The 15,623-nt window shown below is 71.4% G+C and carries 11 protein-coding genes and 1 pseudogene; 6 read left to right on the top strand and 6 right to left on the bottom strand.

All coding sequences use genetic code 11. The annotated features are described in order from the left end of the window. Positions 1–57: 57 nt before the first annotated feature. Positions 58–963, bottom strand: coding sequence for an LLM class flavin-dependent oxidoreductase (locus AC2RP6_RS20700; protein WP_486447537.1), 906 nt, complete (start codon positions 961–963; stop codon positions 58–60). 107 nt (positions 964–1,070) lie between these two features. On the opposite strand from AC2RP6_RS20700, the gene AC2RP6_RS20695 reads away from it, so the two are divergent. After that, positions 1,071–1,958, top strand: a complete 888-nt coding sequence (locus AC2RP6_RS20695; RefSeq protein ID WP_486447536.1) for an HAD family hydrolase — start codon at positions 1,071–1,073, stop codon at positions 1,956–1,958. Here the strand turns inward: AC2RP6_RS20695 and AC2RP6_RS20690 are convergent. Together AC2RP6_RS20690 and cydC are read right to left on the bottom strand one after the other, a co-directional pair. Next, positions 1,955–3,706, bottom strand: coding sequence for a GAF domain-containing sensor histidine kinase (locus AC2RP6_RS20690; protein ID WP_486447535.1), 1,752 nt, complete (start codon positions 3,704–3,706; stop codon positions 1,955–1,957). The two genes, AC2RP6_RS20695 and AC2RP6_RS20690, sit on opposite strands and share 4 nt — an antisense overlap. A gap of 24 nt (positions 3,707–3,730) precedes the next feature. Beyond that, the gene (gene cydC / locus AC2RP6_RS20685) at positions 3,731–6,952 is read right to left on the bottom strand and encodes a thiol reductant ABC exporter subunit CydC (protein WP_486447534.1); all 3,222 of its coding nucleotides are present in this window, start codon (positions 6,950–6,952) and stop codon (positions 3,731–3,733) included. A gap of 83 nt (positions 6,953–7,035) precedes the next feature. Between cydC and AC2RP6_RS20680 the strand changes: the two genes are divergently transcribed. After that, entirely contained in the window at positions 7,036–7,200 is a 165-nt protein-coding gene (locus AC2RP6_RS20680) for a hypothetical protein (RefSeq protein ID WP_486447533.1), read from the top strand. 140 nt (positions 7,201–7,340) lie between these two features. Here AC2RP6_RS20680 and cydB read toward each other — a convergent pair whose 3' ends face one another. Both cydB and AC2RP6_RS20670 read right to left on the bottom strand, forming a co-directional pair. Beyond that, positions 7,341–8,342: a cytochrome d ubiquinol oxidase subunit II gene (cydB, locus tag AC2RP6_RS20675; protein WP_486447532.1), complete on the bottom strand. Its 1,002-nt coding sequence runs from the start codon at positions 8,340–8,342 to the stop codon at positions 7,341–7,343. Between the two features lie 18 nt (positions 8,343–8,360). After that, positions 8,361–9,867, bottom strand: a pseudogene (locus tag AC2RP6_RS20670) (cytochrome ubiquinol oxidase subunit I). Between the two features lie 189 nt (positions 9,868–10,056). Between AC2RP6_RS20670 and AC2RP6_RS20665 the strand changes: the two are divergent. Next, positions 10,057–10,425, top strand: coding sequence for a cyclophilin-like fold protein (locus tag AC2RP6_RS20665; RefSeq protein ID WP_486447531.1), 369 nt, complete (start codon positions 10,057–10,059; stop codon positions 10,423–10,425). A 102-nt stretch (positions 10,426–10,527) separates the two neighbouring features. Here the strand turns inward: AC2RP6_RS20665 and hisC are convergent, their stop codons facing one another. Further along, on the bottom strand, positions 10,528–11,607 hold the full coding sequence (gene hisC / locus AC2RP6_RS20660; RefSeq protein WP_486447530.1) for a histidinol-phosphate transaminase: 1,080 nt from the start codon (positions 11,605–11,607) through the stop codon (positions 10,528–10,530). Between the two features lie 361 nt (positions 11,608–11,968). Between hisC and AC2RP6_RS20655 the strand changes: the two genes are divergently transcribed. The 3 genes from AC2RP6_RS20655 (at position 11,969) to AC2RP6_RS20645 (ending at position 15,617) form a co-directional block, all read left to right on the top strand. After that, complete coding sequence (locus tag AC2RP6_RS20655; RefSeq protein WP_030028209.1) at positions 11,969–13,084, top strand: LacI family DNA-binding transcriptional regulator; 1,116 nt, start codon at positions 11,969–11,971, stop codon at positions 13,082–13,084. 260 nt (positions 13,085–13,344) lie between these two features. After that, a complete protein-coding gene (locus tag AC2RP6_RS20650) occupies positions 13,345–14,649 on the top strand; it encodes a metallophosphoesterase (protein ID WP_486447529.1) in 1,305 nt (434 codons plus the stop codon). 149 nt (positions 14,650–14,798) lie between these two features. Next, positions 14,799–15,617 (top strand): hypothetical protein, encoded by an 819-nt coding sequence (locus AC2RP6_RS20645; RefSeq protein ID WP_486447528.1) that lies wholly within the window; start codon positions 14,799–14,801, stop codon positions 15,615–15,617. Positions 15,618–15,623: the final 6 nt, after the last annotated feature.

Below are 15,623 nucleotides of genomic sequence, written 5' to 3'. Positions count from 1 at the left end.
CGGTAGGGCGCCCCACGTCGTCGCCGCTCCCGAGCCGGGAGCGGCGACGAGCGGGGATCAGCTGTCGAGCTGCGCCAGGGCCTCGGCGGCGATCTTCTCGAAGACGGCCTCGTCGGCGGCGAAGTCGGAGTCGGGGATCGGTGCGTGGATGACCAGCTCCGTGAAGCCCAGCTCGCGGTGCCGGCCCGCGAAGTCGACGAACGCGTCCACGGACTCCAGCACCGTGTTGGCCTCGGGCGTGAAGCCGGTCAGCAGGATCTTCTCCATGAGCTCGGGCGCCCGGCCGATCTCCACGAAGGCCTTGTCGAGCCTCTCCAGCTGGCCGCGCAGGGCCTCCAGCGACTGCTCGGGCGTGCCGTTCTCGAAGAGCTTCGGGTCACCAGTGGTCACCCACGCCTGCCCGTACCGGGCGGCGAGCCGCAGGCCGCGCGGGCCGGTCGCGGCGACCGCGAACGGCAGCCGGGGCTCCTGCACACAACCGGGGATGTTGCGGGCCTCATCGGCCGAGTAGAAGGTGCCCTCGTGGCTCACGGAGCCCTCGGTCAACAGCCGGTCCAGCAACGTCACGAACTCCGCGAAGCGGTCGGCCCGCTCACGCGGGGACCAGGCCTCCTGGCCCAGCGCCGTGGCGTCGAACCCGTTGCCGCCGGCCCCGATGCCGAGGGTGACACGGCCGCCCGAGACGTCGTCCAAGGTCATGAGGTCCTTGGCGAGGGTCACGGGATGACGGAAGTTCGGCGAGGTGACGAGCGTGCCCAGACGCAGCCGCTCGGTGGCGGCGGCCGCCGCGGTCAGGGTGGGCACGGCACCGAACCAGGGGCCGTCGCGGAAGGTCCGCCACGACAGGTGGTCGTAGGTGTAGGCCGTGTGGAAGCCGAGCTGCTCGGCCCGCAGCCACTGGTCCCGGCCCCCCTCGTGCCATCGACGTACCGGAAGGATCACCGTGCTCAGACGCAGACTCATGCGTCGAGCGTACGGCGGGCCGATGTTTCACGTGAAACAGGCTGTTTCACGTGAAACATCGGTCCCGGCGGCAGCCTGGCTTGATCATGGTTCGGTCCTCCGCCCGTATGGGCGAAGATGGAGCCGTGACCTCGGCTCCTCAGCGCCCGGACGGGCCAATCCCCACGCCCCGGCTCATCGCCACCGATCTCGACGGCACCCTGCTGCATGACGACAAGTCCGTCTCGCCGCGTACCGTCGCCGCCCTGGCCGCTGCCGAGGAGGCGGGGATCGAGGTCTTCTTCGTCACCGGCCGCCCCGCCCGGTGGATGGATGTGGTCGCCGACCATGTCCACGGTCATGGCCTGGCGATCTGCGCCAACGGCGCGGCAGTGGTCGACCTGCACGCCGATCGGGAGTTCGTACAGGTCAGGGCCCTCCCGAGGGAGGCCGCGCTCTCCGTCGTCGACGCGCTGCGGGCAGCGGCGCCCGGTACGTCGTTCGCGGTCGAGCTGACCACCGGCATCAACTACGAACCGGACTATCCGCCCTTCTTCAAGGACCCGGGCGCCACGCTCGCGACCGCCGAGGAGCTGCTCAGCGAGGACGCGGGCGAGAGCGCCGCGCCCGTGCTCAAGCTGCTCGCGCACCACCCCGAGATCACACCGGACGAGTTCCTCGCGCTGGCCCGCTCCGCCGCGTCCGCGTACGCGTCGATCACCCGGTCCAGCCCCACCGCTCTGCTGGAGATCAGTGGGCACGGCGTGTCCAAGGCGAGCACCCTGGCGCTGTGCTGCGCCGAACGGGGCATCTCGCCCGACGAGGTCGTCGCGTTCGGGGACATGCCGAACGATGTGGAGATGCTCAGCTGGGCCGGCACCTCCTACGCGATGGGCAACGCCCACCCCGACGTGATCACGGCGGCGTCCGGCCGGACGGTCGCCAACAACGAGGACGGGGTCGCCCTCGTCATCGAGCGCATCCTGGCCGAACGCCTCGCGCGGCACCAGGCCTAGTGGAGCGGGGCCTCCCACACCAGGGTGGTCCCGCCGCCGCCGTCCCCGATGCCGGGACCGTAGGAGCTCGTACCGCCCAGCGACTCCGCCCGCCGCCGCAGGTTGCGCAGGCCGCTGCGCCGCCCGCTCGCGGGGATGCCCACCCCGTCGTCGGCGACCTCCAGCCGGACCCCGGCTCTGCCGTCGGGCAACGTGACGGTGCAGTCCAGGACCACCTCGATCCGGGACGCCTCGGCGTGCCGGAAGGCGTTGGACAGGGCCTCGCGCAACGCGGCGATCAGGTTCTTGCCCACCAGCTCGCCGACGACGGTGTCAACCGCCCCCAGGAAGCGGTGGGCGGGTTTGAAGCCCAGCGGGACGGCCGCCATGTTGATCTCCCGCAGGACCCGGGTGCGCAGGCCCGACGGGGCTTCCGCGGGCCCCTGCTGGAGGGCGAAGATCGCGGTGCGGATCTCCTGGATCGTCACGTCCAGCTCGTCGACGGCCTTGCCCACGCCGTCGCGCACCTCGGGGACGATCGACCGGCGCGCGGCGCCTTCCAGCATCATTCCGGTGGCGAACAGCCGCTGGATGACGAGGTCGTGCAGGTCACGGGCGATCCGGTCGCGGTCCTCGAAGACCGCCAACCGCTCCCGGTCGCGTTGGGCTTCGGCCATCATCAGCGCGAGCGCCGCCTGCGAGGCGAACTGGGTGGCCAGGGTCCGCTCGGCCTCGGTGAAGGGTCGCTTGTCGCGGGCGCGCGGGGTGACGAGCGCTCCCAGCACCCGCCCCCCGCTGTGCAGCGGCAGCATCATGCAGGGGCCGTACTGGCTGGTGAGCGGGCTGACCATGCGCGGGTCCGACGAGGCGTCGTCGGTGAAGACCGGCTCCCCCCGCAACAGGTGGTCCACCACCGCGCTCTCGGCCGGGATCACCACCCCGAGCGACGTGGCGGGGTTGTCCGCCGACACCGCGACGATCTCCATGCCGCCGTCCTCGGCCGGCAGCAGGACGATCCCGGCCGCCGAGTCGGCCAGTCGGCGGGCCTGCTCGGCCACCACCGCGAGGGCGTCGTCGGCGTCCCCGCCGGACAGCAGGGCGGTGGTGACGGCGACCGAACCGTCGATCCAGCGCTCGCGCTGGGTGGCGGCCTCGTACAGGCGGGCGTTGCCGATGGCGATGCCAGCTTCGGTGGCCAGCACCCGGACCATGTGGAGGTCGTAGTCGTTGAACTCGACCCCGCCGTTCTTCTCGGCCAGGTACAGGTTGCCGAAGATCTCCCCCTGCACCCGGATCGGGACGCCGAGGAAGGTCTTCATGGGCGGGTGGTGCGGCGGGAAGCCCGCCGCGCGCGGGTCCTTGGTCAGGTCGGCGAGCCGCACGGTGTCGGAGTGCGAGATCAACGCCCCGAGCAGGCCACGCTTCCCGTCCGGACGGTGGCCGATCTTCCGTGAAAGCTCGGGGCTGATCCCGTGCGTGACGAAGTCCGAGAGCCCGCGGCCCTCCGTGTCGACGACTCCGATCGCCGCGTACCGGGCGTCCGCGAGCTCCGCCGCGGTCTCGCAGATGCGGTCGAGCGTGGAATGGAGCTCCAGGCCCGTGCCGACCGACCGCATGGCCTCCAGCAGCTGCGGCACCCGGGCCGTGAGCTCGGTGGACAGGCCGTGCAGGCTCTTGGTGGCCCGGGTGGCTGCCACCAAGGGGTCCGGTGTTCCCGGCGAGGGATCCGGCAGGGGATCCGGTGATTCCTGCGACGGCTGCGCTGACATGCCCTTGAGCCTAGTTAGTACCCATTAGAGGGGAAAGTTGGCCAACCTCCCGTCCGTTTCCCGTTCGCGGTCCAGCATCCGGCGCAGCGGCCCCTCGACGGCGGCCAGCTCCGCGTACCCGCCCCGCTGGACGACTTCGCCGCGGTCCAGCACGAGCACCTCGTCGACCGCCTCCAGGCCGGCCAGCCGGTGCGTGATCAGCACGGTGGTCCGGCCCTCGGTCGCGGCCAGCAGGTCCGCGGTGAGGGCGTCCGCCGTGGCCAGGTCCAAGTGCTCGGCCGGCTCGTCCAGGACCAGGACGGGGAAGTCCGCAAGCAGCGCCCGGGCCAGGGCCAGGCGCTGGCGCTGGCCGCCCGAGATCCGCTCGCCGTGCTCGCCGACGAGGGTGTCCAGTCCGTCCGGCAAGCCGTCCGCCCACTCCAACAGCCGGGCGGCGGCGAGGGCGTCCCGCAGCTGTTCCTCGCTCGCCCCGGTCCGGGCCAGCCTCAGGTTCTCCCGCACGGAGCTGTCGAAGAGGTGCGCGTCCTGGGCGCACAGGCCGACGAGCGCCCGTACGTCGTCGCCGTCGAAGGCGCGCGCGTCGGCGCCGCCCAGGCGGTAGGAGCCTTCGGCCGGGTCCAGAAAGCGGAGCATGACCTGGGCCAGCGTGGTCTTGCCGGAGCCCGAGGGACCGACGACGGCGATACGGCGGCCGGCCTCCAGCGTGAGGTCCAGCCCGCGCAGCGCATCCCGCTCCTGGCCCGGGTGGCGGGCGGTGAGCCCGGTCAGCGTGAGCGGGAAGGGGGAGGCAGGAGCGGCGGCGGGCCGCTCCGGCTCGACGACGGGGACGGGGGCGTCGATCACCTCGTAGACCCGTTCGGCGCTCCGGCGCACCCGCTGGCGGTACTGCACGGCGAGGGGGAGTCCGCTCACCGCCTCGAAGGCGGCGAGGGGCGTCAGGACCGCGACGGCCATGGCGACCCCGGACAGCCGTCCGTCGTGGACCGCGTTCGCGGCGACGGCCGCGGCGGCCACGACCGTGAGCCCGCAGACGAGGGCGGACAGCCCGCCGCCCAGCCCGCCCGCGGCGGCGCCCCGGGCGGCGATGCGCGTCAGGGCTCCGTCGCTCTCCCGGGCCCGGCCCTTGCGGTCCTCCAGCGCCCCGGCCACCGTCAGCTCCGCGGTGCCGGTGAGCAGGTCGGCCACCCGGGTGGCGAGATCGCCCCGGGCGGGTGCGAGCCGCCGCTCCGCACGGCGGGCGCAGGCACCGCTGACCAGCGGCACTGCGACACCCGCGGCAACGAGGCCGACGGCGAGCACCGCTCCGGCCTCCGGCAGCAGCCAGGTGGTGAAGGCGACGGAGCCCGTCCCGACGAGCACCGCGGTGCCGACGGGCAGCAGCCAGCGCAGCCAGTAGTCCTGCAGGGCGTCGGCGTCGGCGACCAGCCGGGCCAGCAGGTCTCCGCGGCGGTGCTCGCGCAGCCCGGCGGGCGCGATGCGCTCCAGCCGCCGGTACACCGACACCCGCAGGTCGGCGAGCATCCGCAGGACCGCGTCGTGCGAGACGAGCCGCTCCGCGTACCGGAAGACGGCGCGGCCCAGTCCGAAGGCGCGGGTCGCGGTGACGGCCACCATCAGATAGAGGACGGGGGGCTGTTCGGAGGCCCGGGAGATCAGCCAGCCCGACACGGCCATCAGGCCCACGCTGCAGCCGACGGCCAGCGACCCGAGCAGCAGCCCCAGCCGGAACCGGCCCTGCCATGCCCTGGCCACCGCCCGCACCCGGCGCAGCGGATCGGCTCCCCCCGCGTCGGACGTGCCACCGGGCCTCACCCGCTCGGCGGCGGCACCGAGGATCCACTCTCCGGCGTCCGGGTCGCAATCGCCCGGGGCGAGCTCCCCGGCCCCGGTCACCGCGGGGCGGGGGAGCCGCCCTGCGAGCGGGGCCGCCGCGGGGCGGGGACCCTCATGGGTGGGACCGGCCGTCATCCGGACCACCCGGTCCGCGACGGCGAGCAGGGCCGGCCGGTGCACGACCAGCAGCACCGTCCGCCCCGCGGAGAGCCGCCGGACGGCGTCCACGATGCCCGCCTCGGTTTCGCCGTCCAGGGCAGCGGTCGGCTCGTCCAGCAGCAGCACCGGGCGGTCCGCCAGGAACGCCCGGGCCAGCGCCAGCCGCTGCCGCTGCCCGGCGGAGAGGCCCGTACCGCCCTCGCCCAGCAGGGTCTCGGCACCGCGCGGCAGGGCGGACACGAACTCCCAGGCCCCGGCGTCCTGCAGCGCGGCGGCGACCTCGCCGTCCCTGGCCTCCGGGCGGGCCAGCCGGACGTTCTCGGCGACGGTCCCGGCGAAGAGGTGCGGCCGCTGCGGCACCCAGGCGATCTGCTCCCGCCAGTGCTCCGGGGCGAGTTCGGCCAGGTCCGCACCGGCGATCCGGATCCGCCCGGCGGTCGGCCGCACGAATCCCAGCAGCACCTGGAGCAGGGTGGACTTGCCGGCCCCGCTCGGGCCGGTGAGGGCCACGCACTCCCCCGGCGCGACGGTCAGCGAGACCGGACGGGGAGAGTCCTCGTCCCGTCCCTCGTAGCGGACGGCGATTCCCTCGATCTCGATCCGCAGGGGCGTGCCGGACGGCAGCTGCGCCGTACCGGCCGGGCAGGCGGTGGGGGTCTCCAGGACCTCGAAGATCTCCTCGGCGGCGGACAGCCCTTCCGCGGCCGCGTGGTACTGCGCTCCCACCTGCCGCAGCGGCAGGTATGCCTCGGGGGCCAGGATCAGGATGACCAGGCCGGTGTAGAGGTCCAGTTCACCGTGGACCAGCCGCATGCCGATGGTCACGGCCACGAGCGCGACCGACAGGGTCGCCAACAGCTCCAGGGCGAAAGAGGACAAAAAGGCGATGCGCAGCGTCCGCATCGTGGCCCGCCGGTAGTCGTCGGTGATCTTCCGGATCGACTCGGCCTGCGCCTTCGCCCTGCCGAAGACCTTCAGTGTGGGAAGACCGGCCACCACGTCGAGGAAGTGCCCCGACAGTCGCGAGAGGAGCCGCCACTGGCGGTCCATCCGGGACTGGGTGGCCATGCCGATCAGGATCATGAACACCGGGATGAGAGGGAGGGTGACCACGATGATGGCCGCCGACACCCAGTCCTCGGTGACGATACGGGCGAGCACCGCCACGGGCACCACGACCGCGAGCCCCAGCTGGGGCAGGTAGCGGGAGAAGTAGTCGTCGAGCGCGTCCACGCCCCGGGTGGCCAGCGACACCAGCGACCCGGTCCGCCGGCCGACCGGCTGCCCGGGCCCGAGCTTCCGCGGCCCGGTCCAGCAGCCGCCGCCGCAGTTCCGACTTGACCGCCGCGCCGGCGCGGTGCGCGGCCAGCTCCGTCAGCCAGGCGATCAGCGCCCGGCCGAGCACCACCGCCGCGAGCAGCAGCAGCGGCGTTCGCAGGGCCGCTCCGTCGAGCCCCTCCTCGAAGGCCCCGACCACGATCTCGGCGATGAGCATCGCCTGACCGACGACCAGCCCCGCCCCGGCGAGCCCCAGGGCCACCACCGCCCCCAGGAAGAAGCGGGTGGACCGGGCGTACCGGAGCAGGCGCGGGTCGATCGGTTTCACGTGAAACATCCCTCCAGGCTCAAGACGCGTCGCGGTTCAGTGCGCGTCGACGATGTGCTGTGTCCCGATCCGCTTGCGGAACACCCAGTACGTCCAGCCCTGGTAGAGCATCACGAGCGGGGTGGCCACCGCGGCCAGCCAGGTCATGATCTTCAGGGTGTACGGGCTCGACGAGGCGTTGGTGACCGTGAGGTTCCAGCCCGCGTCGAGCGAGGAGGGCATCACGTTCGGGAAGAGCGTCAGGAAGAGCATCGCCACGGCGGCGGCGATGGTGATCCCGGACAGGGCGAACGACCAGCCTTCGCGGCCCGCCAGGTTGAAGCCGAGCGCCCCGAGCAGGGCCAGGACCGCCACGGCCATCGCGACCAGGCTCTTGCCGTCACCGCGCGAGACCTGGGTCCAGATCAGGAAGACCAGCGCGAGCACGGCGGCGACGAGGCCCAGCACGGTCGCCGTTCCGCGCGCGCGGTCCCGGATGTCACCGACGGTCTTGAGCGAGGCGAAGACCGCGCCGTGGAAGGTGAACAGCGAGAGGGTGACCAGGCCGCCGAGGAGCGAGTAGACGTTGAGCAGGTCGAGGACGCTGCCGACGTACTCCTTGTTCTGGTCGATCTTCACTCCGCGCACGATGTTGGCGAAGGCCACGCCCCACAGGAAGGCGGGGATCAGCGAGGTCCAGAAGATCGCGTGTTCCCAGTTGGTCTGCCAGCTGTTCTCGGGGCGCTTGTGCCGGTACTCGAAGGCCACGCCGCGGATGATCAAGCAGACCAGGATGAGCAGCAGCGGCAGGTAGAAGCCGGAGAAGAGCGTGGCGTACCAGTCGGGGAAAGCGGCGAAGGTCGCGCCGCCGGCGGTGAGCAGCCAGACCTCGTTGCCGTCCCACACGGGCCCGATCGTGTTGATCAGCACCCGCTTCTCCGTACGGTCGCGGGCGAGCAGCTTGGTCAGTACGCCGATGCCGAAGTCGAAGCCCTCCAGGAAGAAGTAGCCGATCCACAGGACGGCGATCAGGACGAACCAGACGTCGTGGAGCTCCATGGTGCGTTCTCCTCAGCCTCAGTACGAGAAGGCCATCGGCCGGTCGGGGTTCTTGTCGTCCCCGCCGATCTTGGTGGGCGGGTTGAGGTCGGCCTCGGTGAGCTTCCGGGGGGCCGATCCTGACGTACTTGACCAGCAGCTTGACCTCGATCACGGCCAGCACGGCGTAGAGCAGGGTGAAGCCGATCATCGAGGTGAGCACCTCGCCCTGGGAGACGTGCGGCGAGACCGCGTCCCGGGTGCGCAGGACTCCGTAGACCACCCACGGCTGGCGGCCCATCTCGGTGAAGATCCAGCCCCAGGAGTTGGCGATGAGCGGGAAGCCCATCGTCCAGAGGGCGACCATCCAGTAGAGGTTGCCGAACTTGGGGCTCAGCGCCTTCTTGAAGAGGACCAGGTTCGGCACCTCGTCCTCACCGGTGCGCAGCCCCGGCGGGAGCAGGAACTTCCTGCGGGTCAGCCAGAGCCCCAGCATGCCGATGCCGAGCGAGGCCATGCCGAAGCCGATCATCCAGCGGAAGCCCCAGTAGGCCACCGGGATGTTGGGCCGGTAGTCGCCCGGCCCGAACCTTTCCTGCTCGGCCTTGTTGACGTCGTTGATGCCCGGGACGAAGGAGGTGAAGTCGTCGTTGGCGAGGAAGGACAGCAGGCCGGGGATCTCGATGGCCACCTTGTTGTGGCCCTTCTCGACGTCACCGTAGGCGAACACGGAGAAGGGCGCGGGTGCCTCGCCGTCCCAGAGGGCCTCGGCGGCGGCCATCTTCATGGGCTGCTGCTTGAACATGACCTTGCCGAGGAGGTCACCGCTGATCGCCGTGCCCATGCCGGCGATGATCAGGACGACCAGGCCCAGGCGCAGAGAGCTGCGCATCACGGGGACGTGCTTCTTGCGCGCGAGGTGGTAGGCGGAGATGCCCGCCATGAACGCGCCGCCGACGAGGAAGGCGGCCGTGATGGTGTGGAAGAACTGGGTGAGCGCGGTGTTCTGGGTCAGCACCAGCCAGAAGTCGGTGAGCTCGGCGCGGCCGCGCTCCTCGTTGATCCGGTAGCCGACCGGGTGCTGCATCCAGGAATTGGCCGCCAGGATGAAGTAGGCGGACAGGACGGTGCCGATGGACACCATCCATATGCAGGCCAGGTGGATCTTCTTCGGCAGCTTGTCCCAGCCGAAGATCCACAGGCCGATGAAGGTGGACTCGAAGAAGAAGGCGATCAGCGCCTCGAAGGCGAGGGGGGCACCGAAGATGTCACCCACGAACCGCGAGTAGTCGGACCAGTTCATGCCGAACTGGAACTCCTGGACGATGCCGGTGACGACACCCATCGCGATATTGATCAAGAAAAGCTTTCCCCAGAACTTGGTGGCCCTGAGGTACTTCTCCTTCTCGGTGCGCACCCATGCGGTCTGCAGGCCGGCCGTGAGCGCGGCGAGCGAGATCGTGAGGGGCACGAAAAGGAAGTGATAGACGGTGGTGATGCCGAACTGCCAGCGCGCCAGGGTTTCTGGCGCCAGAGCCAGGTCCACGTCCTCGTCTCCTTCGTGTCGCCGTGATCACAAGGGAGATCCACTTCCGGAGCCCACTCAAACCGGGAGGAAGCAGACGCGCTTGTGAACGCGTTCACATTCACAAGCATTATGGCGCACCACTTTCGGCCTCCTTCACCCGGGGTACCCCTCTGGCGAATCTATTCAACAGATTGTTGAATGCAGCTCATGCAGATTCGAATCTCCTGGCCCGCGGGCCAGCTCACCGCGACCCTGGACGAGACCCCGACCAGCAAGGCTCTGGCCGAGGCCCTCCCGATCTCGGCCTCCGCCCACACGTGGGGCGAGGAGGTCTACTTCGACACCGGCGTCTCCGTCGCCCTGGAGCACGATGCCCGGCAGGTCGTCGAGCCCGGCACCGTCGCGTTCTGGACCGAGGGCGACGCCCTCGCGCTGCCCTACGGTCCGACGCCCATCTCCCGCGGGGGCGAGAGCCGCCTGGCGAGCCCGTGCAACGTGCTCGGCTCGTTCGACGGCGACCCCCGCCTGCTGTCCACCGTTCGCGACGGCGATCCCGTCCGCGTGGAAGTGGCCTGAACCACCCCGCCCACCCGTCGGCGCCCACGGAAGACCTGAGCGCCCGGGGCCGGCTCCCGGAGACCGGACTACCGGACTACCGGACTACCGGACTACCGGAGACTAGAGCTCCTTGAAGAACGCCTCCGCCGTGTGCAGGAAGAGGTCGTTCGCCTCGGGCTCACCGATCGTGACCCGCAGGCCCTCGCCCGCGAAGGGCCGGACCACCACACCGGCCTTCTCGCAGGCGGCCGCGAACTCCACGGTCCGCTCGCCCAGCCGCATCCACACGAAGTTCGCCTGCGTGTCCGGCACGGTCCAGCCCTGCGCCAGCAGCGCCTCGTGGACCCTCGTCCGCTCGCACACCAGCGCCCCGACCCGCCCCATCAGCTCGTCCTCGGCGCGCAGCGAGGCCACCGCCGCGTCCTGTGCGAGCTGGCTGACGCCGAAGGGGACCGCCGTCTTGCGCAGCGCAGCCGCCACCCGCTCGTGCGCGACCGCGAAGCCGACCCGCAGGCCGGCGAGCCCGTACGCCTTGGAGAACGTACGCAGCACGGCGACGTTGGGGCGGTCGCGGTACAGCTCGATGCCGTCCGGGACGTCCGTGTCACGGACGAACTCGCGGTACGCCTCGTCCAGGACCACCAGGACGTCCGAGGGCACCCGGTCCAGGAAGCGCTCCAGCTCGGCCCGGCGCACGGCGGTGCCGGTGGGGTTGTTCGGGTTGCAGACGAAGATCAGCCGGGTCCGCTCGGTGATCGCCGCGGCCATGGCGTCCAGGTCGTGCACGTCCCCGTCGGTCAGCGGGACCTGCACCGAGGTCGCACCCGAGATCTGCGTGATGATCGGGTACGCCTCGAAGGAGCGCCAGGCGTACATGACCTCGTCGCCCGGGCCGGCCGTGGACTGGATCAGCGACTGGGCCACGCCCACCGAGCCGGTGCCCGTGGCCACGTGCTCGACCGGGACTCCGAACCGCTCGGCGATCTCGTTCACCAGGCCGGTGCAAGCCATGTCGGGGTACCGGTTGAAGGCCCCCGCCGCCGTGACGGCACTCTCCAGCACGCCCGGCAGCGGCGGGTACGGGTTCTCGTTCGAGGAGAGCTTGTACGCGACGGGCCCGCCCGCGGCAGCCGGCTTGCCGGGCTTGTATGTCGGAATGCCGTCCAGCTCGGCGCGCAGCTTCGGGCTGTTCTCGCTCACCGCAGGTCCTCCTCGACCGTCCCGTACGACGTCGCCGTCGACTCAATACTGCTCACCTTATGAGGATTCCGCCGTTCCGAGAATGGGGGCGCCTGGAATGCGGGGGAGCGCGCGCATATATGCGCGCGCCGGTGGCCTGCGCCGTGGCGCGCATCCCTCGTGCAGGTGAGTTGCGACCGATCCGAAACTGCGCCGCTTTGGCATGCCCGGTCCCGACGACAAGCCCCACCACCTGCATCCGCGATCAAACGCCTTTGTTTCCAAGGTCATTGGGGGTGGCGAACCATGCAGAAACGTGCCTGTCAACGCGTGCATATGCACTCGGACCACCCACCCCACCGAGCCCTACTATCGGCTCGCCATGACAGCAGCAGGGAAGCATCAGGTGAGCCGGACCGAGACCACCCGGCGGGCCGCCGGCCGACAGGGCCGGGCCGGCATCAGGGACGTGGCCGCCGCGGCGGGCGTCTCCATCACGACGGTCTCCGACGCGCTCAATGGCAAGGGACGGCTGCCCGACGCCACCCGCCGCCACGTTCGCGAAGTCGCCGACCGGCTCGGCTACCGCCCGTCGGCCGCCGCCCGAACCCTCCGTACCGGCAAGTCCGGCCTCATCGGCCTGACCGTGACCACGTACGGGGATGAACCTTTCACCTTCACCGAATTCGCCTACTTCGCCGAGATGGCCAGGGCCGCCACCTCGGCCGCGCTCGCCCGCGGCTACGCCCTCGTCATCCTGCCCGCCACCTCCCGCCACGACGTGTGGTCCAACGTCGCCCTCGACGGCACCGTCGTGATCGACCCCTCCGACCACGATCCGGTCGTCACCGAGCTGGTCCGCCAGGGCCTGCCCGTGGTCTCCGACGGCCGGCCCGCCGGCTCCCTCCCCGTCACCGCCTGGGTCGACAACGACCACGAGGCCGCCGTACTCGGTCTCCTCGACCACCTCGCCGCCGCCGGCGCCCGCCGGATCGGGCTGCTGACCGGCACCACCACCGACACCTACACCCGCCTGTCCACCACCGCGTACCTCAACTGGTGCGAGCGCGTCGGACAGGACCCGGTCTACGAGTCCTACCCCGCCCACGACCCGTGCGCAGGCGCCGTGGCCGCCGACCGGCTCCTCGCCCGCCCCGACCGCCCCGACGCCGTGTACGGACTCTTCGACCCCAACGGCACCGACCTGCTGGCCGCCGCCCGCCGCTACGGCCTGCGCGTCCCCGAGGACCTGCTGCTCGTCTGCTGCAGCGAGTCCACCGTGTACGCCAACACCGAGCCGCCCATCACCACCCTGTCCCTCAAACCGCGCCGCATCGGCACCGCCGTCGTGCAGCTGCTCATCGACGCGATCGAGGGCGTGGACACCGGACGACCGGTCGAACAGGTCGTCCCGACCGAGCTGATCATCCGTACCTCGTCGCAGCGCAGGCAGCCCCGCACGACCGTCAGCCCGCCCCGATCTCCGGCCCAGGACTGACCGCCGGACCGTCCGGTCGGCCTGATCGGCGGTCGGTCCAAGATTTCAGCAACGCCGATATCGGGAGAAAACGGTAGGAACCTTACGCTCCGCAAAGGATTCACCACCCCTGGTGCGTCACACAGCGCGAGCTGCATTCCTATGATGGGCGCACGACATCACGGACCCTCCTCCCCGGAGGTCAGGAGGGTCCGCAGGTGTACGGCAGCGCGACGGTGGTGGAGGGGTCGATGACTCAGGGGGCCGGTCAGGGACCCGCGATGCGGACGGAAACGCTGCGGGACTTCCGGGTGCCAGTCACCGAACCCGCCGCGCAGTACGCCGTATCCACCGGTATGCCCGACGAGGCCCCCGTGTACGGCGAGTACCCCGCGTACTACGAGGACGCCGCGCAGGCCTCCGTACCGCGGCAGCCCGACTTCGCGCCGCAGCCGCCCGCGCCCCCCGCGCCCCCCACGCCGCCGGTCCCGCACCACGATCCGCGTCAGGACCCGCGCCACGACCCACGGCACGACCCGCGCCAGGAGGAGCCGCACGCGCGTCCCCAGGGCGCCCCGCACCCCCTGGCGCACGCCGACGCCGACGCCGAGCCCGTGCACGCGACGGGCCAGGGCCCCGAGGAGGACGAGCCCGACGGCTACACCCCGACCTACCGGGACCTCCCCGTCATCGGCTCCGGCGCGCCCGGCGGTCCCGGCGACACCGTCCAGGTCCAGTACGTCCCGCAGGACGTCGCCGGGCCCGGCCCCCTGTACGTCGTGGGCGACGTCCACGGCTACCTCGACGAACTCGTCACCGAACTGCGCGCCCAGGGGCTGATCGACGCGGAGGGCCGCTGGTCCGCGGGCAACGCCCGGCTCTGGTTCCTCGGCGACTTCACCGACCGCGGCCCCGACGGCATCGGCGTCATCGACCTCGTCATGCGGCTGTCCGCCGAGGCCGCCGCCGCCGGCGGCTACTGCAAGGCCCTGATGGGCAATCACGAACTGCTGCTCATCGGCGCCAAGCGGTTCGGCGACACGCCCGTCGTCTCCGGCGCCGGCACCGCCACCTTCCAGGCCGCCTGGCTGCTCAACGGCGGCCAGCGCACCGACATGGAACGCCTGCAGGACGTGCACCTGCAGTGGATGTCGCGGCTGGACGCGGCCGTCCTGGAGGAGGGCCACCTGCTGCTGCACTCCGACACCACGGCCTACCTCGACTACGGCGACTCCATCGAGGACGTCAACGACACCATCCACGAGCTCCTCAACCGGGGCGACGTCGACATCACCTGGGACCTCTTCCGGAAGTTCACCAAGCGGTTCGCCTTCCGCGACGAGGAGACCGGCCCGCAGGCCGTCCGCGAACTCCTCGACACCTACGGCGGACACCGCGTCGTGCACGGCCACAGCCCCATCCCGTACCTGCTCGGCGAAGTGGGCGCCGAGGACGGCGACGAATCGCGCGGACCGGAGGCCGTGGACGGCCCGCACGTCTACGCCGACGGTCTCGCCATCGCGATGGACGGCGGCGTGACGATGGCGGGCAAGCTGCTCGTCGTACGACTTCCGCTGAGCGACTGAGAGCTTACGCAGAGGGGTATTTCCGGAAACCCCCTGTCACGGCGTGGCGTGGGCGCTCTACCATCGCTCTATCCGTAGCAGGCTCTCCTCCGTTTTCAGCCGGCGCCCGGGTCTACGCGGGCAAACCGGCTGCTACGGAGCATCGGGGGATGCACATGACCAGCGCTCCGCACCTGCTGACCGAAGACCGACCAGAATTCGACCGGCTCATCGACGAGGCACTGCGCGCCGCGGGCGAACGGCCCGAACTCGCCACCCTCGGCGAACGGCTGAACGCCGAACAGCTGCGCACGATGGCCCAGGGAGCCAGCGCCCTGCTGGCGGCCGCGGCGGCCGCCGAGTACGGCCACTACGTGAAGGTCCGCGGCGAACGACGCGACACGATGCTCTCGGCGCCGGGCACGACGGCGGACGAGGACGGCGAGCGGAGCAACGGCGGCGGCGCGGGCGTCAGCGCCGTGGTCGCGGTCCTCGCGCCGGTCCTGGCCGGCACCGCCATGCTGATCTTCCTGCTCGTCGGCTACATCCTGAAGATGATCGAGCCCGAACCGGCCTTCGCGCAGACCATGCTGACGGCGGGTTGGCTCTTCGGCGCGCTCACCGCGGCCGCCCTGCTCGTCGCCGTGATCGGACTGCTGGTCACGGCCGTCCGCAACAGCGCGACCGAGGTGGCGGCGGACGAGACCGAGGCGATACCCGACGAGGTGGCGCGGGCCCGCGAGGCCTGGCGGCACGCCCTGCTGGAGCGGGGCATCATCCCGTTCCTGCGGGACGCCCTGGCCGATCCGAGCGCGGGCCCTGGCTTTCCGACCCCCCGCACGCCAGGGGCCGGGCGCATCCCCAGTCTGGGGTACACCCGGCCCGACTTCACCAGTCCGGGACCCTCTTCACAGGGGTCCCCTCCCGGCTACACGCCTCCGGACTTCACGAGCCCGGACTTCGGCGGCCCCGAGCGCGGGCCGGAGTAGCCCCCT

Source organism: Streptomyces sp. WAC03905, from assembly GCF_057371075.1.
Note: the sequence above shows the minus strand (reverse complement) of the source record. Positions and strands in the feature narration are given on the sequence as shown.

Coding starts and splice junctions, on each gene's coding strand:
- cydB (WP_486447532.1), bottom strand. CDS start 8,342: ATGGAGCTCCACGACGTCTGGTTCGTCCTGATCGCCGTCCTGTGGATC.
- AC2RP6_RS20690 (WP_486447535.1), bottom strand. CDS start 3,706: ATGTCAGCGCAGCCGTCGCAGGAATCACCGGATCCCCTGCCGGATCCC.
- AC2RP6_RS20665 (WP_486447531.1), top strand. CDS start 10,057: ATGCAGATTCGAATCTCCTGGCCCGCGGGCCAGCTCACCGCGACCCTG.
- AC2RP6_RS20695 (WP_486447536.1), top strand. CDS start 1,071: ATGGGCGAAGATGGAGCCGTGACCTCGGCTCCTCAGCGCCCGGACGGG.
- AC2RP6_RS20645 (WP_486447528.1), top strand. CDS start 14,799: ATGCACATGACCAGCGCTCCGCACCTGCTGACCGAAGACCGACCAGAA.
- AC2RP6_RS20700 (WP_486447537.1), bottom strand. CDS start 963: ATGAGTCTGCGTCTGAGCACGGTGATCCTTCCGGTACGTCGATGGCAC.
- AC2RP6_RS20650 (WP_486447529.1), top strand. CDS start 13,345: ATGCGGACGGAAACGCTGCGGGACTTCCGGGTGCCAGTCACCGAACCC.
- AC2RP6_RS20655 (WP_030028209.1), top strand. CDS start 11,969: ATGACAGCAGCAGGGAAGCATCAGGTGAGCCGGACCGAGACCACCCGG.